Raw genomic sequence first — 26,729 nt, 5'->3', positions numbered from 1 at the left:
ATTTTTTAATATACAGCTTCGATAAAGAAGATTTCTCTATAGAAAGGGTGGGATTTTTAATGAGAAGTTCGAGGAAGGGATTCAAAATACCGGTCTGTATTTTACTTGTGTTCACATTGTTATTTGCGATGCCCATTTTTGCTTTTGCAGAGGGCAGCCAAACCGCCGGTTTAACGAAAGCAGACGTTTCGACAAAACTTAACACAATAAGTAAATATATTGTTAACACTGTCAAAAACCCTGTAATTTCATCAATTGGAGGGGAGTGGTCCGTATTGGGCCTTGCCCGCAGCGGTGTTGGGGTGCCTCAAAACTATTACGATAACTATTATCAGAACGTTGTGGCGGAGCTGAAAGAAAAAGATGGGGTTTTAACGAAAACCAAGTATACGGAGTATTCCCGGCTGGTTCTTGCCCTTACCGCCATTGGCAAGGACGTTACCAATGTCGGCGGATACAACCTGCTTGAAAAGCTGTCAGATTTCAACAATGTTAAAAAACAGGGCATTAACGGTCCGATCTTTGCTTTAATTGCCTTTGACAGTAAAAATTATTCTGTTCCTGCATCTGCCGATGCGGAAGTACAAACTACAAGAGAGATGCTCATTGATTATATTTTAAGCAAGGAAATCACAGATGCCAATGGTATCCAAGGCGGCTTTTCTCTGACGGGAAATGTACCGGATCCGGATATAACCGGCATGGCTTTGCAGGCCTTGGCAAAATACAAAAACGAACCTAAGGTGAAAGCTGCCATCGACCGGGCCCTTTCAGTTCTCAACCGGATTCAGAATTCCGACGGGGGTTTTGAAACCTGGGGGGAAAAGACCTCAGAGAGCATTATACAGGTCATTATAGGCAAAGCTGCATTGGGAATGGATGCAAAAGCAAACCTATCTGCTTTAATGGATTACTATTTATCGGAGGGCAGCTTCCGCCATACTCCTGATGGAAATTCGGACTTAATGGCTACAGAACAGGGGCTTTATGCCCTGGCAGCCTACAGCAGGTACCTGGATGGGAAAAACACACTTTATGATATGACGGACGTAATAGCCCAAAGCTCCGAAATAAAGGTAAAGTATAACGGAACCTATCTGACCTTTGATCAGCCTCCGGTGAACCAGGATGGCAGCGTGCTGGTTCCCATGAAAGTGATCTTTGAAGCCATAGGCGCGGCCTTGACCTGGGACCCGGCGGAAAAAAAGGTGACAGCCATCCTCGGAGATAAAACCATAGTACTTGTGATAGGCAACCAAACGGCTACTGTGAATGGTGTTCCGCAAACGCTTAGTGTGCCTGCAAAACTCATTAATAGCAGAACCATGGTGCCCGTTCGGTTTGTTTCAGAAAGTCTGGATGCAGACGTAAGCTGGGATCAGACCACGAAGACCGTTATTATTAAAAATTAAAAAAGTTTCCATTTTATTTCATTAGGACGTGTACTACCGGAAAGGAGTAAGTAATGAAAAAGCGGTTATTGCTTTGCCTGGCGCTGATGCTGTGTTTTGCCGTATTTACCGGATGCAAAGGAGAGGGCTCTGCGCCGGATCAAACCCCGGTGCCTGAAACGAATCTGACCAATACAGAGAACAGCGGTGAAGAAGCAAGCGACTCTGCTCTGGAGGCTGTTCAGCCTGAAAAACTCGATCAATATCAGACAGAAAAAGTACCGGAAGGGAAACCTGCTCCTGTGGAGCCCCAAAAAACACAAATCGATAAAAAGGAAGCATATCACGCATCCTTAACCATCTCTTGCGATACCATACTGGATAACATGGATCAATTTGATCAGGCCAAGCTGGAAGTACTTCCGAAAAATGGGAGCATTTATCAGGCAAACTCTGTGGAGTTTTATGAAGGGGAAAGTGTTTTTGACCTCTTGCTGCGTGTAACCAGAGAACAGAAAATCCACATGGAATTCGTTGCCACTCCTATTTATAACAGCAATTATATAGAAGGAATTAACAATATCTATGAGTTTGACTGCGGTGAACTGTCGGGTTGGATGTATAAGGTCAACGACTGGTTTCCCAATTACGGCAGCAGCCGATACGTGCTGAAGGACGGCGACAAAGTGGAATGGGTGTACACCTGTGACCTTGGCGCCGATGTAGGCGGAGACTGGAATTCACAAAATCAGAAAGAGGAGCAGCAGGCAGAATGAAGGATACCTTTGCAACCTATCATCCCATTATTAATTTTATGTTTTTTGCTGCAGTGATCAGCTTTAGCATGTTTTTCCTCCACCCGGTTTTGTTAGGCATCTCCGTTGTGGCGGCCTTTACCTATTCGATCTATTTAAATGGAAGGAAAGCAGTCAAATTCAATTTGCTGTACCTGCTGCCCGGTATGATTGTTATTTCCATGATAAATCCGTTATTTAATCACGAAGGCATTACGATTTTATGGTATTTCAGAGACAACCCCATCACGCTGGAATCCATTGTCTATGGAATCGTTGCAGGCCTTATGTTTGCTGCTGTCATACTATGGTTTTCCTGCTATAATGCAGTGATGACATCCGATAAATTTATCTATTTATTTGGCCGCATCATACCGGCATTGTCTCTGATCTTCTCCATGGTGCTTCGATTTGTACCTAAGTTTAAGGCGCAGATTAAGATAATATCCAATGCTCAGAAATGTGTAGGCAGAGATGTTAGTAACGGCAGCATGCTGGAAAGAGCCGGACATGGGGTGAAGATCTTGTCCATTATGATCACCTGGGCTTTGGAAAATTCAATTGAGACTGCCGATTCCATGCGTTCCAGAGGATATGGCCTAAAAGGGCGCACGAGCTTTTCCATTTTTCGATTTGACAGCAGAGATAAAGGCTTGCTTCTTATTATGGCTGCTTTTATCTTGTTTATATTGACAGGCGCATTTCTTGGACAGAATACAATTCAATATTTTCCATCAATAAAGATAGTAGAAATTACGGGATTCAGCATCGCTATTTTCTTTGCATATGCCTTGCTCTGCTTTTCTCCTATCATACTGGATCTTAGGGAGGAACTGAAATGGCGGCATTTACAATCGAAAATTTAACCTTCTGCTATCCGATGAAGGAAATACCGGCATTAAAAAATATCAATTTTACTGTTGAGTATGGTGAATTCGTAACCGTCTGCGGCAAATCAGGGTGCGGAAAAAGTACTCTTCTCAGAAATCTGAAAACGGTGCTGGCTCCCCATGGAAGAAAAGAAGGAGAGATATTTTTCTATGGCAGAAAGCTGTCAGAGGTGAATATGCGGGAACAGTCCAAAAGAATCGGATATGTCCTGCAAAATCCGGATAACCAAATTGTAACGGATAAGGTTTGGCATGAATTGGCTTTTGGCTTGGAAAGCCTGGGATATGATACGAAAACCATACGGATGAGGGTGGCTGAAATGGCAAGCTTTTTCGGCATTCAAAGCTGGTTTATGAAAAATGTGCAAGAGCTGTCCGGCGGGCAGAAACAATTATTGAATTTGGCATCCATCATGGCGATGCAGCCGGATATTCTGATTCTGGATGAACCAACCTCACAGCTTGACCCTATTTCTGCCGGCGATTTTCTGGATACTGTAAAAAAGATCAATCGGGAGATCGGAACCACAGTTATTATGACAGAGCATAGACTGGAAGAGGTCTTACCCATGTCGGATAAGGTAATCGTACTGGATAAAGGGTATTTGCTTTTGGACGATATTCCCCAGAAAGTAGGGGATGCACTGCACAGAATGAATCATGACATGTTTAAAGCGATGCCAAGTCCTATGCAGATCTTTGAAGAGGTAAAAAAGAATCACGAAAAGACCTGCCCTATCACGGTCAGAGATGGACGAAATTGGATGACGTTGGCTTTTCAGGGTCATGACATCGTACATACTGCGATAAAAGATGAAAAGGAAGGCACGGCGTCTGCCTGTCAGTCAGCATCAAAGGCAGAGACTGTGGTTGATTTGAAAGAGGTTTGGTTTCAGTATGACAAGAAAGAGCCTTTTGTCATTAAAGATTTATCCCTCCGCATTCCCAGGGGACAGCTTTTCTGTATCGTGGGAGGCAACGGGACGGGCAAATCTACGGCCCTTTCCATTATCAGCGGTATTTTAAAGCCGCAAAGGGGAAAGGTGCTGATTCAAGGCAAAGAGATCGGCAAATATACAGACAAAGAGCTGTTTAGAGGCGGTCTGGGGGTGCTTCCTCAAAATCCGCAGTCTCTCTTTGTGGAGAAGACGCTGGAGTTGGATTTACTTGAAATTTTGAGCAGAGAACCCATTTCCAGAGAGGAGAAAAAGGCTAAGGTGCTGAAGATGGCTGAACTGGTGGAAATTGATCATCTTCTGGAAATGCATCCTTATGATTTAAGCGGCGGGGAACAACAGCGTGCAGCTTTGGCAAAGGTTCTGCTGCTGGATCCGGCCATCCTGCTTTTGGATGAGCCGACAAAGGGCATCGACAGTCATTTTAAGGAAAAGCTTGCCGATATTTTAAATAAGCTTTTGGAACGGGGAGTAACGATTATTATGGTGTCCCATGATATTGAATTCTGTGCAAAGTATGGGGATCAATGTGCAATGTTTTTTGACGGGAATATCGTAACGATGAATACACCAAACAAATTTTTTTCCGGGAACAGCTTTTATACCACTGCTGCCAATCGGATGTCCCGGCATATCTTTGACAATGCAGTGACTGCGAAGGATGTGATTTATTTATGCAATCAGAACTTAATGAAAAATCAGGGCTAAGGAAGAGGACTCTTGCTGCCGCGTTTATGATTCTGATTATGATACCTGCTGCCATATTCTTTGGCATGTATTTTCTCGATGACAGAAAATACTACGTGGTGAGTCTGGTTATTATTTGCCTGACTATGGTACCCTTCTTTATGGTATTTGAAGACCGGAAGCCTCAGGCCAGGGAACTGATCCTGATTGCCGTATTGATTGCCATTGCGGTGGCCGGCAGAGCAGCATTTTTTATGCTGCCCCAATTTAAGCCTGTTGTTGCCATCGTTATCATCTCCGGCGTATGTCTTGGCGGAGAGGTAGGATTTTTAGTAGGAGCAATGACCGGCTTTATTTCTAACTTCTTTTTCGGTCAAGGGCCTTGGACCCCTTGGCAAATGTTTTGCTTCGGCATCATCGGATTTTTGGCAGGAGTGCTTTTTCAAAAAGGCTTGCTGAAGAAAAACAGGCTTCAGCTCTGTATTTTCGGTGGATTAGCCGCTTTCTTTATCTATGGCGGAATTATTGACATTTGGACGATCCTGATGTTTACTCCTGATCCGGCCTGGGAAACAGCTGCACTGGTCTACGGTACCGGCTTCTGGTTCAACCTGATTCATGCGGTGGCTACGGTGATATTTTTGTTTTTTCTGGCTAATCCGATGATAGAAAAGCTGGAGCGTATAAAAATAAAGTATGGATTGGTAGAATAGTAAGGAGGGTGGAGAGGTTGTATCGTAAAGAAGAATGTAAAGGGAAAACGACTATCGAAGACTATCTTGAAAATTATGTGGATGTGGAGACCTTTTTGGAATGCTGCAAGGAATGCGGAAATTACGGCAAAATATGGTCTTGCCCGCCCTATGACTTTCATCCTGAGGACTATTGGAGACAGTATCGGTACATTTATCTTTTAGGAACTAAAATTATCTTCGATAAGGATACCATCGAGAAACTAACTGATAAAGAAGAGATGCAGCAGTATATGAAAGAGGTTCTCAGACAGGAAAAGGAACTTTTATCGGAGAAACTGATGCTGTTGGAAGAGAAGTATCCGGGAAGTATCAGCCTTTCTGCAGGAAGCTGCCATAGCTGTGAACAATGTGCCAAACAACTGAAGGAGCCTTGCCGGAACCCCGGATTCATGCGTTATTCCATAGAGTCCATTGGGGGAAATGTAGGGAAAACTACAAGCAAATTGCTTGGAATCGAACTTCAATGGATGGAAGACAGCCTGCCGGAATACTTCACTCTGGTGAATGGTTTCCTGAGCAACGACGCCAATATAGAATTTTAACGTAAAGGTATATACAATATTGAAATGATTATAAGAAAGACCTGCCATTAGCAGGTCTTTCTATATGATCGTTAAATTCCGGTCTTTATCATAATCGTGATCATCTTAGCAGCCTCTCCTCTGGTTGCATAGTCATCGGGAGCGAAGCTGGTTGAAGTTTTTCCGTTGATAATGCCAAGCTGCTGCATCTTACTTACCGAAGCTTTTGCATAAGAAGCAATTTTGTTTTGGTCATAAAAGACGGAGGTTTTCGTTTCCTGGGGCATGCTCCTCTTTTCTATATCCGTCATGTAGCGATCCAGAACAACAGCCATTTCCTGTCTGTTGATTCTATCGTTTGGTCTGAATTTGCCATCGGAACCTGTTACGATTCCGTTCCCTGAGGCCCATGCCACGGCACCTGCAAACCAGTCGGCCGGCCTTACATCGCTAAATGACGATTGACTGTATTTGCTGAAATCAACCCCCAGTTTATTCCCGAGTATCGTTACAAATTCTGCTCTGGTAATGGAGTCATTGGGCATAAATTTGTTCTCTGCTTTACCGTTTATAATTCCTCTTGCAGATAAGTAACGAATGTTCGTTTCGGACCAGTGTCCGTTTACATCCTGGAAGGAAACTTCCTGATAGCCGATTACATATTTAGAGAAATGGTTTGTGCTAAACACAACGGTTCCTGCAGTACTGTCGTATTTACAGTCCTTCACCATTTCAAGTTTTCCATTGCTGTCAAGATAATAAATGATCAAGGCACTGGGATCTTCGCCGGAGGCCGGGGTATATGGTATGCTGACGGAAACCCTACCATGGAAGTCCGATATAGTTTTCGATCCGTTTGTAACGGTAAACTCATAAACCGGACGATTTCCGATTTGTTTCTTTTCTGCATCTGAAAGCTTGGAAGTATCGAGCTTTGCCGCCGTGATTTTAATATCTCCGGTTCCCCCTTCGGAAATGGTTTTAATTGCATTCTGATCGAAGGTAAGGGTTGCGATATCGCTCTTAATTTTCAGGGAGTTTACTTTGTCTGTTACAAGGGCGCTGAAGTCTTTTTTCGCTATGGTAGCCGTGGCTTTGCCGGAGCTATCTACGACTGCTTCTATAACGGAAGCATTTTCCTCCTTATCCACCCATTGCTCAGAACTTGGGTCCTTTGTGTAATCAAGCGTGTAATACCAAAGAACAACATCGCCGTCCCTAAGAATGTAATCATCAGCCGATGTGGTTGGCGGCGTATAACCGTTAATAGAGTAAAGCCAGCCTGAATTTGCACCGAGATCAAACTCGCCGATACCGTCAATTCGTTCTACATAATTCCCGGCAGCATTTAATTCAACGGTATAGCCTTCTTTTGCCAAAGCTGATTTTAATGCATCTAAAACAGTGGTAACCTTTTCTTCGATCACATAGGTTTTGTTTTTGATAAGGTAACCCTTCTTTGTCTGAACAGAAAGCTTGATTGTTTTGAACTCCAGTACAGGAGCGTTGGGGTCGATAACGGTGACGACAAATGATGCGGTTCTTCCCTGGTAACTCACCCTGACGGTTTTTGAACCTGTTGTTTGATAGTCATAATCCGAAATCGTGTAATCACTGCCGGAGAGGACAACAAGCTCCTGACCTTTATCCGACTTGTACTTGGCCTTTACCTCCAGGTCATTCGGAGTCAGCTTTACTCCTTTATCATGGGTCGCCGGATAGGACGTTACCAGAATATCCGTTAATATCTTTGCATCAGGCCATTGATCATATAAGGTAACAAGGGGACTGAATTTAAAAATGTTACCGCCGTTGCCTGCCATTAAGTTTTTATAGGAAACTAAAGCTTCAAAGCCTTGCTGCGTGGCATAGGCATTATAACTATTATTTAAATAACCGAAGCGATTGTCTGTGGTCCTATATGACAGCAGATCATCCAATGCACTGATGCTTCCTTTTACAAACCTGCTGTCAGTATCTGCATTGATGTTTAATAAAGACAACGCTATAACGACAGCTGAGGAGGAATTGGAATTTTTTGAGCCCCAGGAGGAAAAGCTTCCGTCGGCTCCCTGCTGTGCGGATAGCCAGGAAACAGCATTGTTAATTGCCGTATTCACTTTGTCTATGGTAGCGCCATCTGTTATTTCCCTATTAACCGTACGGTAGGCGGATAAACACGGAAGTACCATAGCCGTGGTATCAACATCCCCTGACCAGGAGTAATCATTGGAACTCTGATTCTCTAAAATGTAATCCAGGACTTCTCTTCTTGAAAGACTTGCTGTGGGATCTACTTCATACTGTCCGGAGTCATAAGCCAGCAGGATATAAGGAGCCGTATAGATACCATAGAGCCCCAGATCAGCGGTAGTAGCCGCATTTGATAGTTTGGACACCAGATTGATTGGGAACCCCTCTGCGTCCGGAACCTGACGCGGATCGATGCCCATGGCAGTAAGCGCAATAATCATTTTGGCAAGCCTTGCAACATCTGTACCGGAGGATCTTGCCTGTATCAATACACTGGATAAATAATTGTTTTTATCCTCAGGACTGATCAGGGAAGCTTTTCCGGCAGCCGCCATGGAGAATATCCAGTCACTGTCATAGGTAAAGTCGCCGGAGGCTATGGTGTTAATCATCGTGGTGATCGTTGTATCTGAAGACTCACTGCCAACCTGGTAAATGATCAATGTATATGTGCTGGATGCCTGGTTTTCCGTAACGGTAAACTGGAACGTGTTTACCCCGTTCCCGATACTGTTGGGAAGTGTTGTTTCGAGTCCATTTTCCATCGTAACGGGACTGCTGATGGTTCCGCCTGCTTTTGTATATCTTGCCGTAATGTTCTGGCCGCTATGGGCCTTGTTAGCAACCGCACTGATTCCTGTAATATTGCTGTCTGCGATATTCAGTCTGGTCGATTCCGCACCGGTGAGAGATAACGTTGATCCCGTACCGCCAGGCAAATTGACTTCCAAGGAGGCTAGTACGGGTTTCCGTATCACGGTAGCCCTGTAAGATTTGATTTCTCCATCTTTTTCCAAAGTCAATTCTAATATATTTCTGCCGACTGCAAGATCATATGCAAATGCTTCCCCGCTGACGATTTCCTTCGAGGTTTGTGTTCCGTCCGCTTTCGTATAGTCTGCTGTTATGGTTGCGTCAGTCTCCGATGAAACTGCAATGGCGCTGAAGGTTGAAACTGCGTTATTTACTGAGATTTCATATGAATAATGAGAATCCATCAACGAAAGAACATCAGTAGGGTAAAAATTTCCCCATTGATCCGGTGTGTTGATAATAAAACTGGATAATCCGATTCCTTCTTCAATGGTAACCTTGCAATAAGGCCGGCTTATAGTATTGGGCGAGCCTTTTTCCGCAGATATGATATACTCTCCTGGAGAATCAAAGGTTAACGAAACGTTACCATTACTATTTGTAGTAAACTCCGACCGCTCATTGTTGATCAATATAGTAGCATTGTCAACTGCCGTTATGGAGCTGTTCCAATAAATATCATATATAATACTTTTTAAAGATAATATGACGGAATTGTTCCCTACACCTTGTACTTCGCTTTGTGTAAAGTACGAATACGCTAGTTCATTATAGCTACGGTCACTCCAAGGGTAGAAAACCAGAGTGTCGCCATTGGAAAGGAGGTCGCTGCCGATACCAAAGCCGCTGCTATTGTTGACAGAGGACATTACTAAGTTTGAATTCCCATAGATAGAGCTTAAAGAAAGACCATAAGACCCAACCACAAAAGTAAGATCCTCTTTTATGCTGCTGATTGCCGCAGGAGAGGCCAAATCATCAGATGTAGGATCATACCCAAAGTTATCGTAAAAAATCGCTTCAATGAGTGCGTGGATTGAATAGATTTGAGTTGGTTCATTATAGGAACCGGCAGGCCCTGTTATAAAAGGCAAGATGTCAAATCTTTCAACCTCCAAAGCAGTGGGGGCCAGCAGAGTGCTGTCATCGTCTTCAATACGTACAGTAACCTCTATTGTACTAGGGCTTGTCCCTCCTCCATCGGCAGCATAGGAGGGCGCTGATAAGACGGACAATCCGATGCTGGTAAAAAGAAGTGCTGCGATCAATGCAAACGCGATTACCCTGTTTTTTCTTTTGTTTCCCATGAGAATTTCCTCCATTCAAATTTCAGAACTAAAAGGAGCAGAGGAAGCACCAGACCGGTCGCAAATCCGGTTCGCTGCCGCCCCTGCGGATGAAAAGGCAACATTCCATAAATGGAACTCCTGGCAAGCAAAGCTTGCTGCGCTGTCCGTTTTGCCGATACAGCTAAAGCTGTGGCAAAAAGGCAACGTTCCAAAGGGAACTCCTGGCAAGCGAAGCTTGCTGCGCTGTCCGTTTTGCCGATACAGCTAAAGCTGTGGCAAAAAGGCAACGTTCCAAAGGGAACTCCTGGCAAGCGAAGCTTGCTGCGCTGTCCGTTTTGCCGGTACAGCTAAAGCTGTGGCAAAAAGGCAACGTTCCAAAGGGAACTCCTGGCAAGCGAAGCTTGCTGCGCTGTCCGTTTTGCCGATACAGCTAAAGCTGTGGCAAAAAGGCAACGTTCCAAAGGGAACTCCTGGCAAGCGAAGCTTGCTGCGCTGTCCGTTTTGCCGATACAGCTAAAGCTGTGGCAAAAAGGCAACGTTCCAAAGGGAACTCCTGGCAAGCGAAGCTTGCTGCGCTGTCCGTTTTGCCGGTACAGCTAAAGCTGTGGCAAAAAGGCAACGTTCTAAAGGCAATCAAAAAGCTGCGGCCAAAAAGCCGCAGCTCCGTATTTACTGCAGTGAAATCATTAACCAATTGCCCGTTGGTGTGATTCTCGTTTTATGCAGGTCTTCTGGCTTGCGTATTGCCATTATTTTCTCCTTCCCGAAAAATTCAGTGGATCTGAAAATAACTACACGCTTACAGCGGCGGGACCGCGCAGGACTTGAACCTGCTTCCCTCTTAGCCGACCCTCTGTGGGAGGGACGGAACATAAAACTGCTATGAAATTACGCTATCATCTTATCAGTAATCTCCTGGAAAATCAATATGTTTTTTCCCTGGAGAGGGGGAAAAAATTTACTTATGACTGTTTTATGACTTGGTTCCTATAAAATATAGAAATTGTGCTAAACTTCAACAAAAATAGAGCTTTCTTTTGGTTTGACTTTTACAGTTATTCGGAATAAAATGGTATTAACAGGGTATGTTTTACTACTATGAGGAGGAATGGATCTTGAAGTCAGAAATGCAGAAGATCGAGAAGAGGATAGTTGTGAAATGCGTAATAGCTACTCTTTGTGTTGTCTTGATTTTTACATTATCCATTGCCCAATCTAAATATATGGAACAAAAAATAAATGAGACAAGTCAGTCTTATCTTTCGGTATTTTCTTTACAAAGCGCATCAATAATCAACCATCAGATCAATGAAAAATTTAAAGATCTTGATGTTCTATCCCACACTATTGAGAAACTGGAGCTACGCTCTGAGGAAATTGCCAAAATCATTACTGAACAAAAGAACCAGGATTTCCTTGAGTACAATATCATTCTGAAAAATGGTGACCTAGTCATGCCTGAAAAAACCATTCTGAACGAGGAAGCAAGAGCCTCGATCTTATCCGCTAATAACTCTTACATACAGAATCTGTTCTCGGGAGAAGCTTTTGCAGCTGCAGACAACTCCCGGAAAATGGGGAAGGACACCATATTTGTATATGGGGTGCCGATTTACAAAAATGACAATGTGGAAGGGGTCCTTGTTGCTTATTATTCCGGGAGCTTCTTTCGCAATCTTGCCTGGCCGAAAAACTTGGACGACCAAAATCATACCTTGCTTGCCGATGCGAATGGAAATCCAGTTTTTGTTCCCGGGAAGCTATCCGGCAGCAAAGAATATGATAATGCTTTAGCGAGGATAGCCGAAGGGTGGAATCTGGAAGGACAAGCCGGTGAACAACTGAAAAAAGATATCCTTGGGGGTAAGGACGGAGTCCTTCGGTATACAAGCGGCAGTGAAGATCTTTATGTAAGCTATCATCCATTGGGAATCAATCAATGGTTTTTGATAACACTGATTCCTGCCCAGACTGTAAAAGTTCAGTTTCATGCAATATATGGCGATCTGATTCCCTCGCTGATCTATCTTGTCATCATATTGGGTACTATGGGAATGTACTTTAGTTATATTCGCAGCCAGAATGTCAAGCGATTGGAATATCGTTTGAAACAGCAGTCTGTCAACGATGAGAGCTATCGTATGATCATGGAGCAGAGTAATGATATTATATTTGAGTATGATACCGTTGCAAAAACTTACTACCATACATCAAACTTTAAAAAAACCTTCGGTTACGAACCAAGAAAACGCGGTTTTCTGGGATTTTTAGAAAGAGATTACATCCATCCTGATGATTTGCTGAGGCTCGTTGAAATGTATGAGAGTATGAAAGAACAGAAGCACCTGTGTGAAACGGAGGTCCGTATTGTCAGGGCAGATGGCGAATATATATGGGTACATATTTATCTGACCGGAATTTTTGACAATGACAGCAGGCTCGTTCGAGTTATCGGCAAGATTGAAGATATCAATGATAAGAAGATGGAAATGGAACGCTTTAAAGAACTGGCTGTTATGGATTCCGCCACGGGTGTATATAACAAGCAGACTACCGAGGATATGATAAACCTTTATCTGAAGGGTGAAGGACGTAACGGAACCCACGCAATTTTTATCATAGATATTGACGACTTTAAATTGATCAATGACGATCACGGTCATCGGCAGGGAGATTTTATCATATCCGAAATGGGTACAGCCATTAATAGAATATTCCGGTCAACAGACATAAAAGGCAGAATCGGCGGGGATGAATTCATGGTTCTGGTGAAGGATATAGAAAGCTTGGATTTCATTACAAATAAAGCAAAAGCAGTCTGTGAAATTTTCAAGGATAAAGATATTGGAGGAAATAAACAGATTTCTGTTTCTGCAAGCATTGGTATCGCCATTTATGATAAAGATGGCACGACCTATGAGGAGCTCTATGAAGCGGCGGACAGGGCTTTATATACTTGTAAAAATGTTAGAAAAGGCACATTTTCCTTTTGTGGCCCCAAAGAATTGATGAAGGTAAGCAGCCGCTGAGAAACGAAAAAAAGAAGCCTGTTATGATAAGCATATCATGATCCTTGGCTTCTTTCTTTATCTTATTTTACATAGACTTTCGGCAGGCGCTGTCCGAAGGCGCAGACAATTTCGTAGTTGATGGTTCCGGTCTTTTCTCCGATTTCATCTGCCAGAATGGTTAAATCACCCTGGCTTCCCATGAGAACCGCTTCGTCCCCCAGCTTTACATCAGGTACCTGTGTAACATCCACCATGCACTGATCCATGCAGATATTGCCCACCACGGGAGCATATACGCCATTGACGATGACACGCCCTTTTCCGGACAGATATCTGGGATAACCGTCTGCATAACCAAGGGCCAGGGTTGCAATGAGGCTTTCCTTCTCCGTCGTGAACTTTCTTCCGTAGCTTACGGAGAATCCGGCGTCTACTTTTTTGAGATGAATAATATTCGCTTTTACGGACATGGCAGGCTTTATGGAAAGCTGGCTTTTATCCACCTCGGCAGAGGGGTAGCACCCATAAAGAATGATTCCAGGCCTTACTGCATCAAAATGTGAAGCAGGGATTTCCATGATAGCCGCACTGTTGGCAAAGGTACGGAAGGCAATGTCAAGGCCATTGCTTTTTAATTTGTCGTAAAACTTTTCATAGTTGGATAACTGTGCGTTGGCATAGGTTTTATCCTTTTCGTCGGCGGTGGCAAAATGGGAGAATATCCCCTTGATTTTCAAGTTGGGAAGCTTGCTGATCTGCAGAATTTCCTCAGCACTCTGATCGTTTGGCAGAAACCCGATTCTGCCCATTCCCGTATCTACTGCCACAAGGGCCACTACTGTTTTACCAGCTTCTTCTGCCATTATGGAAATGGCTTTTGCATTCTCAAAAGAGGCAGTCACCGGAGTGATGTCGTACTTCAGCAGAACATCGGCATAAAGCTCCGGAGTAACACCCAGCATAATAATGGGACAGGTGATTCCGCCTTCCCTTAAAGCAATGGCTTCCTGCAGGGTGGCAATCGCCAGAGTTTTTACACCATTGTCCAATAATACCTGGGAAACCGCTAAAGCTCCGTGACCATAGCCGTCTGCCTTGACAACGCCGATAATTTCCTTATTCCCGACTTTATTGATAATCTGCTTGATATTATAATCGATATTGCTTAAATTGATTTCTGCCCAAGCCGGTCTGATTGCTTCCTTGAACATAAATATAGCTTCCTTTCAAAGTCAATTTTACCCTTGATGAATCGCTTAAAATCTCAGTTACTCATACAAGGTTTTTTAACTGGTATCGTTTTTCGAAATTGATTATATAACGGTTTCTTTCTTTTCGTCAACAAGAGCAAATTAATTTGCATCCTGAGGAGAATAGCGGTAAGTGAGCAAGGAAGCAAGGACTACCAGAGCACCTCCCAGGAATGAGGTGTGGGAAATGGCTTCGCCGAGAATGAAATAACCCATGATCATGGAGAACACAATGCCGGAATAGTTATAAATACTAACCTCGGAGGCCGGAGCCATACGATAGGCATAGGTGAGTGCGATCTGGCCAAAAGAGCCAAATAAGCCGATCAAGGTTAGGAAAACAAACTCCTTCAGATCGGGGACTACAAAATTCATGACCATAAAAGGAATGGAGACGGCCACGCAAAAGGACGAAAAATGCATAATGACGGTAATAACATCTGCTTTGTCTTTGGAATAAGCCAAAAGAGTAAAGGTAATACCGGAGAAAATTGCACATAAAAACGCCATAAACAAAGGAAATAAATTGGACTGAAAGGCTGGATTTGCCACTAAAAATGCCCCGCCGAAAGCAATAATCAGTGCCGGAATTTGAATTCGGGCAATTTTCTCTTTTAAAAAAAGGTAAGCAAACAGAGTGACTAAAAAGGGGGAAAGCTTGCTCAGAATCGTGATATCGGCCTGGTTTGCCCGGGATGCTGCATAAAACAGGGAGACAAGGCCCAATAACCCAAAGCCGGAACGCATAAAAAGCAGAGGCTGCTGGTGTTTTTCGCCAAAGATGGAAAGCCCCTTCCTTTTTAAAATAGGATAGCAAAGAAGGACACTGACGATGTTCCGGAAGAAGACCTGCTCCATAAGCGGAAGATCGCCTGTGAGATTGATGACGATCTGCATAGCAGAAAATAATAATGCAGATAGAAGCATCAGTAAAATCCCTTTTTGTTTCATTGTGAATGTGAAATTTGTTTTTTGTATAAGTTTCATTTGCACGCCTTTTCTGTTTCCTCTACATCTTGTGCATCTTGTAAATCTTGTGAATTTTCTTTTTGGATTAACGGAGCGACCAGCCTGGATTCGATTTGGTTTCTGAAAAATTGGATGGTAGGCCCGTTGCAGATGGCCATAAAAATGGTTCCCCACCCGAAGGCTCCTCCCAGAAAAAAGCCGATCACCACTACGGTGATATCAAAGGCAATCTTGCAATACCGGAACTGCAGGTGCGCTTTATCTGCAACGATCACAGGGATCATATCTGCCGCAGAAATTCCGAAATTCGCTGAAAGATACAAAGCCACTGCAAAGGCCAGGCATAAAAAAGCCATGGTAAAAAAGAGCAGCCGGATGATCATGGGGGACTCTGGAGTCACGGCATGAGAAAATAATTTCATGAAAATATCGATGGAAGGCCCCACAATGATCAGGGATAAGATTGTTGCCACGCTGATATAATGCCGATCGACGAAAGCGGTAACAACGATAACGATAAAATAAAAAGCCAAACTTCCCAAACCAACCGTAATGCCGAAGGTATTGGCAAGCCCGGCGTTAAAAACGCTGATGGAATCTGCCCCAAATCCGGATAACAGATAGAAACTGACCGCAATGCCGTTAAGGATGAGTCCGATACAGACCATAATTGTTTTTGTTTTATAATTCATGAATGCCTCCTAAATACCAGCCATATATGAGATGCTCGCAGAACAAAACAAATGCTGAGAGAATGGTTTGATCTAAACAATAATTATAGCATAAAAAAACAGGATCTTCAGACAAAATTACCTATATTTGAAAAAAGATAATGAAAATAGGAAGGAAAAGCGATATACTTTACCTAGTCCTCTGTAACTCTTAAATGTTGCAGCAATTAGATGTTACAAGGCACTGGAGTCTGCAGTTTCGGAAAATTGGGAAGACAAGAAAGGGAGCATATGGAAGAGTTTTTAACCCTGAAAGATCATGTTTATAATTATATTGCAGATCAAATCAATAGAGGAAATCTGCTGCCGGGAGAAAAGGTAAATGAAAACAGCATTTCCGAAAAGCTGAATATCAGCAGAACACCTGTGAGGGAGGCATTGATTCAGCTTTCTTCCGAGGGACTTTTAGAAAATGTTCCGAGAAAGGGCTTTGTCATCAAGCATTTGAGTGTTGATGAAGCAAAAGAGACCTATTTAATCATTGGTGTATTGGATGGGCTTGCTGCCTCCCTGGCTTGTGATCATCTTACCGAACAAAATGTGAAAGAGATGGAATATTATATCGGCAGTATGGATCTTGCCATTGATACGGGTAACTACGGAATGTATTACAAGCTGCAGGAGGAATTCCATAACGTATACCTTTCCGTTTGTCCCAACAAAAGCTTAGCACAGATCCTGATGCAATTGAAAAAGAAATTTCTGAAAAAGGATTATGAACCGGATTCTCCGGATAAGATCCGGCAGGTCTTGTTTGCAACCAATGAAGAGCATAAAGAAATGCTCGGTCTTTTCAGGAATAAAAATTCGAAGGAACTTGAGGAGTATATGAGGAATGTCCATTGGGATGCCCAAAAAGCATATATGGAAAGTCTGTAGAAACTTTAAATTATTTTGTAGAAAAGCAATTCGTCCAGAACAAAGATGAATTGCTTTTTTTTATTTAAAAAACAGACCAAAAAATTCTTTTAAAACGATAATCTGAGGTGTTGACACATATACTGTATATAATATATTATATATTAATAATTATACATTGTTGTGAATAATATAAATAGAAAGGGGACTGAAAGAATGTTTAAGAATGTTATTGTAAAAAGACCATGCAAAGCCATGACGGAAGGAATTACCTCTGCGCCGGAGCTGGGGAAACCGGATTATGAACTGGCGCTGAAGCAGCATGACACGTATATTGAGGCTTTGAAGCAATGCGGCGTGGAGGTTTTGGTGCTGCCTGCGGACGAGGGCTTCCCGGATTCCTGTTTTGTGGAGGATACGGCGGTTCTTACAAGAAACTGTGCCATCATATCCAACCCCGGAGCAGCTTCCCGCAATAAGGAAGTGGAATCCATGATCCCGGTAATTAAAAAATTTTATACGGAAGAGAAAATTGCTTACATTCAATCTCCGGGAACGTTGGAAGGCGGAGATGTGATGATGGTGGGAGATCATTTTTATGTGGGCCGATCAGCAAGAACCAATGAAGAAGGGATCCGGCAGTTTATTGAGATCCTTGAGCGATTTGGCTTAACCGGGTCAGAAGTACCGTTGGAAAAAGTGCTTCACCTGAAAACCGGAGTAAACTACATAGAAAACAATACCATGCTGGTGGCAGGAGAATTTGTTGAGAAGGATGATTTTAAACCGTTTAAGAAAATTCTGATTCCGGAAGAAGAAGCTTATGCAGCAAACTGTATCTGGGTCAATGATAAAGTAATTGTTCCGGAGGGCTACCCTGAGGTGACCAAGGCCATAGAAGAGGCGGGATATGAAACTCTGCTCGTTGATACCTCGGAATACAGAAAACTGGACGGCGGATTGAGCTGCCTGTCCCTCAGATTTTAATTCCGGGGTGAAAAAATTGCCGTTATCGCTTATTATAAAGAGCAGTAGAAATCTACAAATCCACAATTTGTGATTTCTTTGCATAAGTTTGCCGACAATTTGTTTCACAAATTGGGCGAGCTAAGAAAAGAAAGGAATGATACTGAATGCAGCAAAAAATGGGAAAATATGCTGAGGATTCAGCAAAGCTCCAACGTAAACTGAAGGCCAGGCACATGAATATGATTGCCATCGGAGGCGCCATCGGAACGGGGCTTTTTGTAGCTACCGGCGCATCCATTCAAACAGCAGGACCTGCGGGAAGCGTAATTGCCTATGCAATTATAGGCCTGGCGGTATTTTTTATTATGAATTCTTTGGGAGAAATGGCCACCTATACGCCGGTTCCGGGTGCATTTGAATCTTACGCTACCAAATATGTAGACAAAGCCTTCGGATTTATGATGGGCTGGAATTATTGGTACTGCAGTGCCATGACCATTGCGGTGGAATTGGTGGCTGCCTCGATTATTATTAAATTCTGGCTGCCTGACAGTGATTCGGCCATGTGGAGCGCACTATTTCTAATCATTCTTATTGGACTGAATTTATTCTCTGCCAGGATTTTCGGTGAAGCCGAATTCTGGTTTGCCGGTATCAAAGTCGTTACCATTATTATCTTCCTGATTGTAGGCGTTTTGATGATCATCGGAATTTTCAGCGGTGAATCCGTAGGTTTTCAGAATTGGACCATTGAAGAAGCGCCCTTTGTCGGAGGCGGCTATGCCATCTTCAGCATCCTGATGATCGCCGGATTTTCCTTTATCGGTGTGGAAGCCACCGCAGTGGCGGCAGGGGAGTGTGAAAATCCGGATAAGACTGTTCCCAAGGCAATTAATAATGTTTTCTGGAGAATTATGCTGTTTTACATAGGGGCCATTTTGGTGGTGGCTACGCTGCTTCCCTATACGGATCCTAATCTTCTGGAAAGTTCCATAGAAAACGTAGCCGTAAGTCCCTTTACGCTGATCTTTGAAAGAGCAGGTCTTGCAATAGCCGCATCTCTGATGAATGCTGTCATATTGACATCGGTTTTATCCTGCGGAAATTCTACCTTGTATATAGCAAGCAGACTTTTATACTCTATGGCCCAGGATGGAAAAGCCCCCCGTTTCCTCGGGAAGGTAAGCAAAGGAGGTGTACCCGTTTTTGCAGTTTTGATTACCGCTTTGGTATCCTGCTTGTGCTTCCTGTCTTCCCTGGCCGGCGACAGCGTTGTTTACACATGGCTTTACAACGCAACGGGCTTGACTGGATTCATTACCTGGTTGGGCATCTGTATCAGTCATTTACGGTTCAGAAAAGGCTTCAGGGCTCAGGGGAAAGACCTTTCCCAATTGAAGTACAAGGCGAAGCTGTATCCTATCGGGACTTTATTTGCATTGATCGTTTGCGCGCTTGTTATAGCAGGCCAGGGATACTATGCGATTACAGATTCCGGAATTGACTGGTATGGAATTCTGGTTGCCTATATCGGGCTACCGATTGCCATAGTATTATATATCGGTTATAAAGTGGTGAACAAAACGAATATCATTTCGCCGAAGGATATGGATTTAACTGCAGGAGACGGAATAAAAGGGAGGTAGGATACTGATGAACTATGGCTGTCAATCCATGGTAGGAAAGCTCGGAGCCGTGCTCTTAAAAAAGCCTCAGGAAGCTTTTGTCAACCAGGATCATCTGATGAAGGAATATGAAAAATATAACTATATCGCTTGCCCCGACTATGGAAAAGTTTTGGAGGAATATGCTGTTTTTGAGGAAATCATCAGAACCCATGTGCCGGAGGTTTATTACCTTCCCTCAGATGAAAAGTCAGGGCTGGATTCCATTTATACTCATGATACGGTAAAGATTACGAAAAAAGGAGCCATCTATTTCCCCATGGGAAAAGATCTGCGAAAAGGAGAGCCCGGCGCTACACGTGCTTTTCTGGAGCATCTTGGAGTGCCTACTCTTGGCGCCATTGCAGGAGAAGGACGTATGGAAGGCGGCGACGTAGTATGGCTCGATGAACGTAAGGCGGCCATTGGCATGGGATACCGTACCAATGCCGAGGGGATACGTCAGTTCAAAGAGATGATGGGTGATGGCCTGGATGAAGTGATTGCGGTTCCTATGCCTCATGGCGACGGGGAGGAAGCCTGCCTCCATCTGATGAGTATCATCAGTATGGTGGATAAAGATTTAGCGGTGGTATATTCAAAATATATGCCAGTATTTTTCAGGGAATTTCTGATACAAAGTGGGATCAAACTTGTAGAAGTGCCGGAAGAGGAGTATGATTACCTGGGATCCAATGTACTGGCTCTGGCTCCGGGGAAATGCCTGGTGCTGCAGGGAAATCCCAAAACCAAGGAGCTGCTCCTTGCTGCCGGAGCCGAGGTATATGACTATCCCGGAAAAAACCTATCTTATTATGGTACGGGCGGACCGACCTGTCTGACCTGTCCGATACAAAGAGACTAGTATTTAAAGAGGGGAAGCATGAGCACAAAAGTAAACTTGAGCGGAATCGAAGAAGATATTCAGGATCTTCTGGAGCCTTTTCTTACCATCAACAGCCAGACCGGAACCGATGGTGAAAAGGAATGTGAAGACTTTATCTTAAATTACTATCATAAAATACCGTATTTTCAGGAGCACAAAGAACATTACGGCAGCTATGAAATTGCCGGAGATCCGTTGTCCCGATCTGTGTGCTGGGCTATGGTCAGGGGAGAAGGTCCCGATACGGTGATTCTGATCCATCATTATGATATTGTAGATATCGAAGACTTTAAAGGCTTAAAGGACTATGCCTTTCAGCCTGAGGCCCTGGAGGGGCAGCTGCTGCCTATTGCAGATACTTTACAGGATGAGGCCAGGGAAGATCTCTTGTCCGGTGACTATCTTTTCGGAAGAGGTACTGCAGATATGAAGGCAGGAGGAGCCATTCAAATGGCTTTGCTAAAACGGTATTCCCAGATGACAGGGTTGAAGGGAAATCTTCTTGTTCTTTCGCTTCCTGACGAAGAGAATATATCTTCAGGGATGAGAGCCGGTGTGAGTTTACTGACGGAGCTCCGGGAAAAGCATGGACTAAAATATGTTTATGCGTTCAATTCTGAGCCTCATCAAAGAAAGGCAAAGGATGTCGGGGTCCTCTCCGAAGGATCTGTAGGAAAACTGATGGCCTTTGTTTATGTCAGAGGATTTCTAGCCCATATCGGCAAAGTTTTTGAGGGTCTAAATCCACTGGGGCTTCTCGCTGAGATGGTAGCCCAAACGGAGCTTTCGCCGCTGTTTTCCGACAGGATAAATAGCGAAACCTCGCCCCCGCCCACCTGGCTGTATTTCCGGGACCGAAAGGAGGAATACAATGTCTCCATTCCCCTTGGAGCAGGAGGATGTGTCAGCGTACTTACGTTAAATTCCGATCCGTTAAAAATACTGGAAGCTTTAAAAGAAGTCGGAAAAGAAGCCTTTGAAACGGTTCTGTCTCGAATGAATGACCGGTATCATCAATACTGCGAGGGAACCGGAAAGGAATCAGGCCGACTGCCATGGAAATCTTCTGCGATGACCTTTGATGAGCTTGTCAGGGAGGCCGGGGACGAATATGGCGAAGAGTTTCAAGCTCATTACAAAAATAAACTCACGGAGCTGAACGAAAAAATAAAAGCCGGAGAAATAGACTTGATGGAAAGCAGCTTTCAGCTGACGGAATTTGTCTACCATTATATCCGGGATTTATCCCCAAGGATCATTATCGGGTTTGTTCCGCCTTACTATCCCAATGTGTCCAACTTATTTCTGCGGGAGGAGCTGCCTGACCGTATAAACATATTATCGGAAAGCCTTTGTGAATTTTCCCGGGAGCATTTTGGAGAATCCTATGACAGGGAGTATTTCTATACGGGGATTTCTGATATGAGCTACTTTTCTTTAAAAAACAGTGATGAAATTTCATTGGCGCTGAAGGGAAGTATGCCTTTGTACGGGAATGCCTATCATCTTCCGCTGAACGAAATCGAATCCTTGTCCGTACCGACGATGAACATCGGCCCCTGGGGAAAAGATTTTCACAAGCTTACGGAACGGGTGCTGAGACGCGATGTTTTCGAGAGGACCCCGGCATTGCTGAATAAAGCCATTGAGATCGTATTGAATCAAAAATAAAGATCCGATCATATAAATTCGATGATACTAAATTATACTGAATAAAAGTAAAAAATCCATAAAATTTCCAAGGATGAGGTTTACTCTTGTGGCACTATTTACTAAAGAAATTTAAGAATATCCTTCAATGTTGTGGATACTATAATAGTAAGTCCAAAACACAAAACTGAAATACCCCAAAACCGCATAAAGCGATGAAACGCGTATTGCAAATACCCTTTGGTATAATTTGAATAACAGCGCGTAACGGTATTTCAGATGTGTGAGGCTTGAATTGCCGATGTACAGCTCGATTGCATATGTATTGCAAAACGATGTACATCGGTTTTTACTTTTTTGTTTTACTAATGCCAAAAGGGAATGATAGAACAATAAGGAGCCGCTGTAAAGCGGCCCTTTGCTATCTAAAATAATATAGAATCTCTTCCGGTCTATGGATAATCACATCCGGGTTTTGGGACTGCAGCATTTCAATGGTCTGATAGCCCCAGGCAGTGGCTATGCTGAAAACTTCTGCTCTTTTAGCGGTGAGTATGTCGATATCCGTATCTCCTGCGTATAGGCATTCTTCTTTTGATAAAGACAATTGCTGAATTAAGGCCAATAAGGAATGGGGATCCGGCTTGGACGGATTTCCTGCAATGTGGCCGATGCACAGATGGAACATATCCGGGAAAAGGCTGGCAATTATATTTTTTGCAATGTGATCCGGTTTGTTTGTTAGAACGGCCAAAGTAATTCCTTTTTCTTTCAGTTCTTTTAGAACGGCGGAGATACCGTCGAAAGGCCTGGTTAAGTAGAGATAATCTTCCATATAAACCTTTTGGTCGTAGGCACCGATGATGTCGCGAAGCTCATCGATTTTCCCCTCGGGACACCCGCCGAATCTCAGTAATGTTTCGTAATATTCTTTATAGGACAGTCTGCATAACACCTGGTATTTTTCCTGTGGAAGCTTCTGAAAACCGAAGTGCTCCAGAGCTTTGTTGCTGTAATATGCAATGGTATCCAACGTGTTTAACAGAGTACCATCTAAATCAAATATGCAGGCTTTGTACATCAGTTACCTCCTTTAATGCAACGTAGCTGCGGCGATATAATAACAAAGGAAAGGCCTCTGGAATAAAATCTTTCAGAGGTCTTTCCAAAATGGAGAGAGCTTTTTATCCGTTTTATACGGCGGTATAATCCTCGAAACGTACGGTTTCCAAATCTTCTTCCTGAATTCCGTAAGATTTTCCTGTTAATTTTTCTATCGCTTTTATTAAAGTCATGGCATCAAGACCATATTTTTTCATCAGGTACATCTTGGATGCACCATGGGTGTAAGTGTCCTGAATTCCTACTTTGACAAGCTTGGTACCAATTCCTTCTTCCGCAATGACATCTGCTACGGCAGTGCCAAGGCCGCCGATGGTTACATGATTTTCAATAGTCACTGCACCATATTTTACTTTTTTTAATGTCTCTACTACGGTAGGGTCGGTAAAAGGCTTTAAAGTTGATATATGAACGTGCTGTATAGATAAGCCCTTTTCTTCCAGGACTTTGGTAGCACGCATAGCTTCTTCTGTGCAAATACTGGAAGAGAAAATGGCAATATCGGTTCCTTCGGATAAAACCCGTCCTCTGTTAAATACCAGCGGCTCGTTGGCCGGGAATAGCCTTGGTACGTCTTTTCTTAACATTCGAATAAAGACAGGGCCGTTTACCTGATGTGTAACTTCCAGCACCGATTCTATATCCGTAGCGTCTCCTACATCAAATATTGTCATATTCGGAATGTTGCGCAGAACTGCCACGTCGTTGATTGCCTGGTGGGATACTCCGCCGGGCGTCATAATGCCGGGCAGGAAACCGACAAAGGTTACGGGCAGGTTTGGATAAGCCACCGACATTTCCAGTTGATCCAGTACTCGGCGATAAAGGAAAACGCCAAAGGTGTGGAGGTAGGGTCGGAAACCTTCTCTGGCAAGTCCGGCTGCCCAGCTTACCATGTTCTGCTCTGCTATACCCAGAGAAAAATATCGGTCTGGATAGGTTTTTAAAAATTCCTTTACTTCACAGGAACTGCCGAGGTCGGCGGATAATACTACGGCTTCCGGATGCTCGGATGCCCATCTGATCATACTTTTTTCGTGAGTGTTTACTTCTATTTTCATTTTGGTCACCTCATCCTTTCCTTACATCTGCTCGTAGAATTTTTTATATTCATCCATTTCGGAATCGCCGATGCGTACGAAATGTAAGAACGGTTTTCTCTTTTCCAGCATTGGAATACCATGTGCGGAAGATGTGCGACATAGAACCACTAAAGGCTTGCTTTCGTGATCTATTTTGGATGCTTCGATAAGTGCCTGAACATCATGTCCGTCCACATCGACGACTTTAGCTCCAAAAGCTTCCAAACGTGCTTGTAGAGGCTCGATGTTCATAACATCTTTGGTATAACCTTCAACCTGCTGCCCGTTGACGTCGATAAATACGACCAAATTGTCAAGATGATAAAAAGACGCTGCCTGAAATGCTTCCCAAGCCTGACCCTCCTGGATTTCACCGTCAGAAAGCAGTACGTAAATTTTACCGGCTTCTTTCTTCAGCTTTCTGGCGTGGGCAGTACCGCATGCGATGCTGATGGTCTGGCCTAAAGAGCCTGCGGTACATTCAAAACCCGGAGAATGTTCTGCTCCGATCATTTCCATGTTCCATCCGTCCACGTTGAACTTATCTATCGCCTCGTGAGAAATTCTGCCGCATTCTGCAAGGGTGCAGTAAACGACGGAAGCGTAATGTGCCGGGGAAACAAAGAAACGGTCTTTGTCAGGCTCAAAAGCTCCGTGATACAGGGAGCCTTTCGGATAATTCATGTTATCGGGAGAGGGTACTCCCGGAAAAGGCAGTGCGTCCATTGATCCAATGCTTGGTCCCAAATTTAATATTTCCATATATAATGATGCAAAGATTTCTGCAGAGGAACAAGCTTGGCCGAGATAGCAGCCGCCTCTTTCCAGGGTAAGCCTTAAGATGTTCTTTCGAACTCTTGTAGCCGCTTTTTGAATTTCTTCTTTTGAATAATTTTTGTCTGGCATTGATCTGACTCCTTTTCCATTTCTATTTATTATAACGCAACCGTAGAAAATCTTTCGACTGCAGAAAAATTTTCTTACATCTATGCGTTTTAACGTTCCGTAAACAGAACGTTATTGCATTAGCTCGTGCCTTGTCGCGAACAAAATAATTAAATAATGAACGGTTGACAACATTATTATTTCATAGAGAAGGAATTGTGTCAATAGAAAATACATTAGAAAAAGAAAACTATTTAAAAGGCATGATCTCTAAAAATCTGTGAAAAACAGCGAAAATTTAAGCATTTTATATTGACAAGGTTAAAAACCCAATTTAATATTATAAGTATAAAAATTAAAAAATTACACATAATATCATAAGCAAATGATAATGAATGTAATCAAATGTTCAAATAGGAGGAGTTCATTTTGAAAGTTGTAATGAAAACGGCCAATGGATATGACCATATGGAAATCATGGATATTCCTGAACCGGTTGCCGAGGCGGATCTTGTGAAAATAAAAATAGCATATTCCGGTATTTGCGGCACTGATCTTCATGCCTTTAAAGGGACTTATGCCAGTACAAAAACTCCGGTGGTACTGGGACATGAGTTTTCGGGCATTGTCACTGAAGTGGGACCAGACGTAAAAAGAGTAAAAGTAGGAGACCGGGTTACCAGTGAAACCACCTTCGCTACCTGCGGAAGCTGCGTTTATTGCCGGACGAAGGATTATAATCTTTGCTCCAACAGAAAAGGAATTGGAACTCATCAGAATGGGAGTATGGCAGAATACACGCTGACCAGAGAAGAAAGCGTTCATGTTCTGCCGGATAATGTAAGTTTACTGTCTGCATCCCTTACGGAACCACTGGCCTGTTCGGTGCATGCCAGCATAGAAAAAGGAGATGTTCAAAAGGGTGAAGTGATTTGTGTATTCGGAGCCGGAGCCATCGGACTTCTGCTTGCCCAGGTTGCGAAGGCAAGAGGGGCTATCGTAATTCTGGCAGGGTTGACCAGCGACGCGGAGCGTTTTGAAGTAGGAAAGAAAATCGGCGTTGACAGAGCGGTAGATCAAATGAAAGAAAACCTCGCTGAAATTGTCGGGGAAATTACAAATGGAGTAGGTGTAGATAAGGTGTTTGAATGTTCCGGCGCTGTTCCGGCGTTGAACAAAGGGCTGGAGATCGTGAAGAAAAAAGGAAAAGTTGTGCAGATGGGAGTTTTCCCGGAAGAAAAGGAATGTATCGCAACGGATTTGATTCTTCATAAGGAAATCGAATATATCGGATCCAGAAGTCAAAAACCCAGTTCCTGGGAAAAATCAATTGAAATTTTAGCATCTGGAACAGTTGTGCCGGAAATTATTGTAACAAAAATTGTATCGTTGGACAATTGGAGAGAAGGCTTTGAAGCGTCTATCAGGGGTGAGGGCGTAAAGGCTGTCGTTCAATGCAATGAGGGAATGGAATCGTTATGATCCGGCCGTAAACTCCAATAATCACAAGCACCAAGAAAAT

Annotated in this window: 23 protein-coding genes and 1 riboswitch; of the genes, 16 read left to right on the top strand and 7 right to left on the bottom strand. The window is 43.4% G+C overall.

From position 1 onward, the window contains the following. Positions 1 to 59 precede the first annotated feature (59 nt). The 6 genes from KCX82_RS10435 to KCX82_RS10410 are packed head-to-tail and all read left to right on the top strand — an operon-like array spanning position 60 to position 6,015. Positions 60 to 1,412, top strand: a complete 1,353-nt coding sequence (locus tag KCX82_RS10435; RefSeq protein WP_227018408.1) for a stalk domain-containing protein — start codon at positions 60 to 62, stop codon at positions 1,410 to 1,412. 53 nt (positions 1,413 to 1,465) lie between these two features. Then, positions 1,466 to 2,167 carry a DUF4430 domain-containing protein gene (locus KCX82_RS10430; protein ID WP_227018407.1) on the top strand — a complete coding sequence of 234 codons (702 nt, stop codon included), beginning with the start codon at positions 1,466 to 1,468 and terminating at the stop codon, positions 2,165 to 2,167. Then, positions 2,164 to 3,051 (top strand): energy-coupling factor transporter transmembrane component T, encoded by an 888-nt coding sequence (locus KCX82_RS10425; RefSeq protein ID WP_227018406.1) that lies wholly within the window; start codon positions 2,164 to 2,166, stop codon positions 3,049 to 3,051. The genes KCX82_RS10430 and KCX82_RS10425 overlap by 4 nt, the downstream gene beginning before the upstream one ends. After that, positions 3,024 to 4,739 (top strand): ABC transporter ATP-binding protein, encoded by a 1,716-nt coding sequence (locus tag KCX82_RS10420; RefSeq protein ID WP_227018405.1) that lies wholly within the window; start codon positions 3,024 to 3,026, stop codon positions 4,737 to 4,739. Before KCX82_RS10425 ends, KCX82_RS10420 begins: the two co-directional genes overlap by 28 nt. Beyond that, positions 4,706 to 5,431 (top strand): ECF transporter S component, encoded by a 726-nt coding sequence (locus KCX82_RS10415; protein WP_227018404.1) that lies wholly within the window; start codon positions 4,706 to 4,708, stop codon positions 5,429 to 5,431. Before KCX82_RS10420 ends, KCX82_RS10415 begins: the two co-directional genes overlap by 34 nt. Before the next feature lie 17 nt (positions 5,432 to 5,448). Continuing rightward, complete coding sequence (locus KCX82_RS10410; RefSeq protein WP_227018403.1) at positions 5,449 to 6,015, top strand: DUF2284 domain-containing protein; 567 nt, start codon at positions 5,449 to 5,451, stop codon at positions 6,013 to 6,015. 71 nt (positions 6,016 to 6,086) lie between these two features. Here the strand turns inward: KCX82_RS10410 and KCX82_RS10405 are convergent, their stop codons facing one another. After that, the gene (locus tag KCX82_RS10405; protein ID WP_227018402.1) at positions 6,087 to 10,148 is read right to left on the bottom strand and encodes an S-layer homology domain-containing protein; all 4,062 of its coding nucleotides are present in this window, start codon (positions 10,146 to 10,148) and stop codon (positions 6,087 to 6,089) included. Between KCX82_RS10405 and KCX82_RS10400 the strand changes: the two genes are divergently transcribed. The 4 genes from KCX82_RS10400 to KCX82_RS10385 all read left to right on the top strand — a co-directional run bounded on the left by KCX82_RS10400 (position 10,138) and on the right by KCX82_RS10385 (position 13,159). Continuing rightward, complete coding sequence (locus KCX82_RS10400; protein ID WP_227018401.1) at positions 10,138 to 10,398, top strand: hypothetical protein; 261 nt, start codon at positions 10,138 to 10,140, stop codon at positions 10,396 to 10,398. The two genes, KCX82_RS10405 and KCX82_RS10400, sit on opposite strands and share 11 nt — an antisense overlap. Positions 10,399 to 10,402: 4 nt before the next feature. Then, positions 10,403 to 10,564 carry a hypothetical protein gene (locus tag KCX82_RS10395; protein WP_227018400.1) on the top strand — a complete coding sequence of 54 codons (162 nt, stop codon included), beginning with the start codon at positions 10,403 to 10,405 and terminating at the stop codon, positions 10,562 to 10,564. A gap of 87 nt (positions 10,565 to 10,651) precedes the next feature. Further along, entirely contained in the window at positions 10,652 to 10,840 is a 189-nt protein-coding gene (locus tag KCX82_RS10390) for a hypothetical protein (protein ID WP_227018399.1), read from the top strand. Next, a riboswitch (cobalamin riboswitch) is annotated at positions 10,835 to 11,020 on the bottom strand. It overlaps the preceding gene by 6 nt. Before the next feature lie 225 nt (positions 11,021 to 11,245). Further along, positions 11,246 to 13,159, top strand: a complete 1,914-nt coding sequence (locus tag KCX82_RS10385; RefSeq protein ID WP_227018398.1) for a sensor domain-containing diguanylate cyclase — start codon at positions 11,246 to 11,248, stop codon at positions 13,157 to 13,159. A gap of 62 nt (positions 13,160 to 13,221) precedes the next feature. Here KCX82_RS10385 and alr read toward each other — a convergent pair whose 3' ends face one another. From alr to KCX82_RS10370, 3 genes are all read right to left on the bottom strand, one after another. Continuing rightward, positions 13,222 to 14,352 carry an alanine racemase gene (gene alr / locus KCX82_RS10380; protein ID WP_227018397.1) on the bottom strand — a complete coding sequence of 377 codons (1,131 nt, stop codon included), beginning with the start codon at positions 14,350 to 14,352 and terminating at the stop codon, positions 13,222 to 13,224. Between the two features lie 141 nt (positions 14,353 to 14,493). Continuing rightward, positions 14,494 to 15,342 carry a DMT family transporter gene (locus KCX82_RS10375; protein WP_227018396.1) on the bottom strand — a complete coding sequence of 283 codons (849 nt, stop codon included), beginning with the start codon at positions 15,340 to 15,342 and terminating at the stop codon, positions 14,494 to 14,496. A 32-nt stretch (positions 15,343 to 15,374) separates the two neighbouring features. Continuing rightward, positions 15,375 to 16,052 carry a YczE/YyaS/YitT family protein gene (locus KCX82_RS10370; protein WP_227018395.1) on the bottom strand — a complete coding sequence of 226 codons (678 nt, stop codon included), beginning with the start codon at positions 16,050 to 16,052 and terminating at the stop codon, positions 15,375 to 15,377. 270 nt (positions 16,053 to 16,322) lie between these two features. Here KCX82_RS10370 and KCX82_RS10365 point away from each other — a divergent pair, with 270 nt between their 5' ends. The 5 genes from KCX82_RS10365 to KCX82_RS10345 all read left to right on the top strand — a co-directional run bounded on the left by KCX82_RS10365 (position 16,323) and on the right by KCX82_RS10345 (position 22,139). Continuing rightward, a complete protein-coding gene (locus KCX82_RS10365; protein WP_227018394.1) occupies positions 16,323 to 16,970 on the top strand; it encodes a GntR family transcriptional regulator in 648 nt (215 codons plus the stop codon). A gap of 195 nt (positions 16,971 to 17,165) precedes the next feature. Next, positions 17,166 to 17,936: a dimethylarginine dimethylaminohydrolase family protein gene (locus tag KCX82_RS10360; RefSeq protein WP_227018393.1), complete on the top strand. Its 771-nt coding sequence runs from the start codon at positions 17,166 to 17,168 to the stop codon at positions 17,934 to 17,936. A 146-nt stretch (positions 17,937 to 18,082) separates the two neighbouring features. Continuing rightward, positions 18,083 to 19,564 (top strand): amino acid permease, encoded by a 1,482-nt coding sequence (locus KCX82_RS10355; RefSeq protein ID WP_227018392.1) that lies wholly within the window; start codon positions 18,083 to 18,085, stop codon positions 19,562 to 19,564. A gap of 7 nt (positions 19,565 to 19,571) precedes the next feature. Further along, the gene (locus tag KCX82_RS10350; RefSeq protein WP_227018391.1) at positions 19,572 to 20,447 is read left to right on the top strand and encodes a dimethylarginine dimethylaminohydrolase family protein; all 876 of its coding nucleotides are present in this window, start codon (positions 19,572 to 19,574) and stop codon (positions 20,445 to 20,447) included. An 18-nt stretch (positions 20,448 to 20,465) separates the two neighbouring features. Continuing rightward, positions 20,466 to 22,139, top strand: a complete 1,674-nt coding sequence (locus KCX82_RS10345; protein WP_227018390.1) for a M20/M25/M40 family metallo-hydrolase — start codon at positions 20,466 to 20,468, stop codon at positions 22,137 to 22,139. 400 nt (positions 22,140 to 22,539) lie between these two features. Here KCX82_RS10345 and KCX82_RS10340 read toward each other — a convergent pair whose 3' ends face one another. The 3 genes from KCX82_RS10340 to KCX82_RS10330 form a co-directional block, all read right to left on the bottom strand. Further along, complete coding sequence (locus tag KCX82_RS10340) at positions 22,540 to 23,199, bottom strand: HAD family hydrolase (RefSeq protein WP_227018389.1); 660 nt, start codon at positions 23,197 to 23,199, stop codon at positions 22,540 to 22,542. A gap of 112 nt (positions 23,200 to 23,311) precedes the next feature. Next, positions 23,312 to 24,301, bottom strand: coding sequence for a transketolase family protein (locus KCX82_RS10335; protein WP_227018388.1), 990 nt, complete (start codon positions 24,299 to 24,301; stop codon positions 23,312 to 23,314). A 21-nt stretch (positions 24,302 to 24,322) separates the two neighbouring features. After that, positions 24,323 to 25,228: a transketolase gene (locus KCX82_RS10330; protein WP_227018387.1), complete on the bottom strand. Its 906-nt coding sequence runs from the start codon at positions 25,226 to 25,228 to the stop codon at positions 24,323 to 24,325. Between the two features lie 408 nt (positions 25,229 to 25,636). Here KCX82_RS10330 and KCX82_RS10325 point away from each other — a divergent pair, with 408 nt between their 5' ends. After that, entirely contained in the window at positions 25,637 to 26,689 is a 1,053-nt protein-coding gene (locus tag KCX82_RS10325) for a zinc-binding dehydrogenase (RefSeq protein ID WP_227018386.1), read from the top strand. Positions 26,690 to 26,729: the final 40 nt, after the last annotated feature.

This window comes from Sinanaerobacter chloroacetimidivorans, from assembly GCF_018128545.1.
GTDB classification, from domain to species: domain Bacteria; phylum Bacillota; class Clostridia; order Peptostreptococcales; family Anaerovoracaceae; genus Sinanaerobacter; species Sinanaerobacter chloroacetimidivorans.
This window is presented reverse-complemented; position numbering and strand designations above follow the sequence as displayed.

Bases quoted from the DNA above. Each gene is read 5' to 3' on its own strand.
- KCX82_RS10360 (WP_227018393.1), top strand. From the start codon at position 17,166: ATGTTTAAGAATGTTATTGTAAAAAGACCATGCAAAGCCATGACGGAA.
- KCX82_RS10340 (WP_227018389.1), bottom strand. From the start codon at position 23,199: ATGTACAAAGCCTGCATATTTGATTTAGATGGTACTCTGTTAAACACG.
- KCX82_RS10335 (WP_227018388.1), bottom strand. From the start codon at position 24,301: ATGAAAATAGAAGTAAACACTCACGAAAAAAGTATGATCAGATGGGCA.
- KCX82_RS10430 (WP_227018407.1), top strand. From the start codon at position 1,466: ATGAAAAAGCGGTTATTGCTTTGCCTGGCGCTGATGCTGTGTTTTGCC.
- KCX82_RS10425 (WP_227018406.1), top strand. From the start codon at position 2,164: ATGAAGGATACCTTTGCAACCTATCATCCCATTATTAATTTTATGTTT.
- KCX82_RS10405 (WP_227018402.1), bottom strand. From the start codon at position 10,148: ATGGGAAACAAAAGAAAAAACAGGGTAATCGCGTTTGCATTGATCGCA.
- KCX82_RS10330 (WP_227018387.1), bottom strand. From the start codon at position 25,228: ATGCCAGACAAAAATTATTCAAAAGAAGAAATTCAAAAAGCGGCTACA.
- alr (WP_227018397.1), bottom strand. From the start codon at position 14,352: ATGTTCAAGGAAGCAATCAGACCGGCTTGGGCAGAAATCAATTTAAGC.
- KCX82_RS10435 (WP_227018408.1), top strand. From the start codon at position 60: ATGAGAAGTTCGAGGAAGGGATTCAAAATACCGGTCTGTATTTTACTT.
- KCX82_RS10420 (WP_227018405.1), top strand. From the start codon at position 3,024: ATGGCGGCATTTACAATCGAAAATTTAACCTTCTGCTATCCGATGAAG.
- KCX82_RS10415 (WP_227018404.1), top strand. From the start codon at position 4,706: ATGCAATCAGAACTTAATGAAAAATCAGGGCTAAGGAAGAGGACTCTT.
- KCX82_RS10345 (WP_227018390.1), top strand. From the start codon at position 20,466: ATGAGCACAAAAGTAAACTTGAGCGGAATCGAAGAAGATATTCAGGAT.
- KCX82_RS10350 (WP_227018391.1), top strand. From the start codon at position 19,572: ATGAACTATGGCTGTCAATCCATGGTAGGAAAGCTCGGAGCCGTGCTC.
- KCX82_RS10370 (WP_227018395.1), bottom strand. From the start codon at position 16,052: ATGAATTATAAAACAAAAACAATTATGGTCTGTATCGGACTCATCCTT.
- KCX82_RS10375 (WP_227018396.1), bottom strand. From the start codon at position 15,342: ATGAAACAAAAAGGGATTTTACTGATGCTTCTATCTGCATTATTATTT.
- KCX82_RS10365 (WP_227018394.1), top strand. From the start codon at position 16,323: ATGGAAGAGTTTTTAACCCTGAAAGATCATGTTTATAATTATATTGCA.
- KCX82_RS10355 (WP_227018392.1), top strand. From the start codon at position 18,083: ATGCAGCAAAAAATGGGAAAATATGCTGAGGATTCAGCAAAGCTCCAA.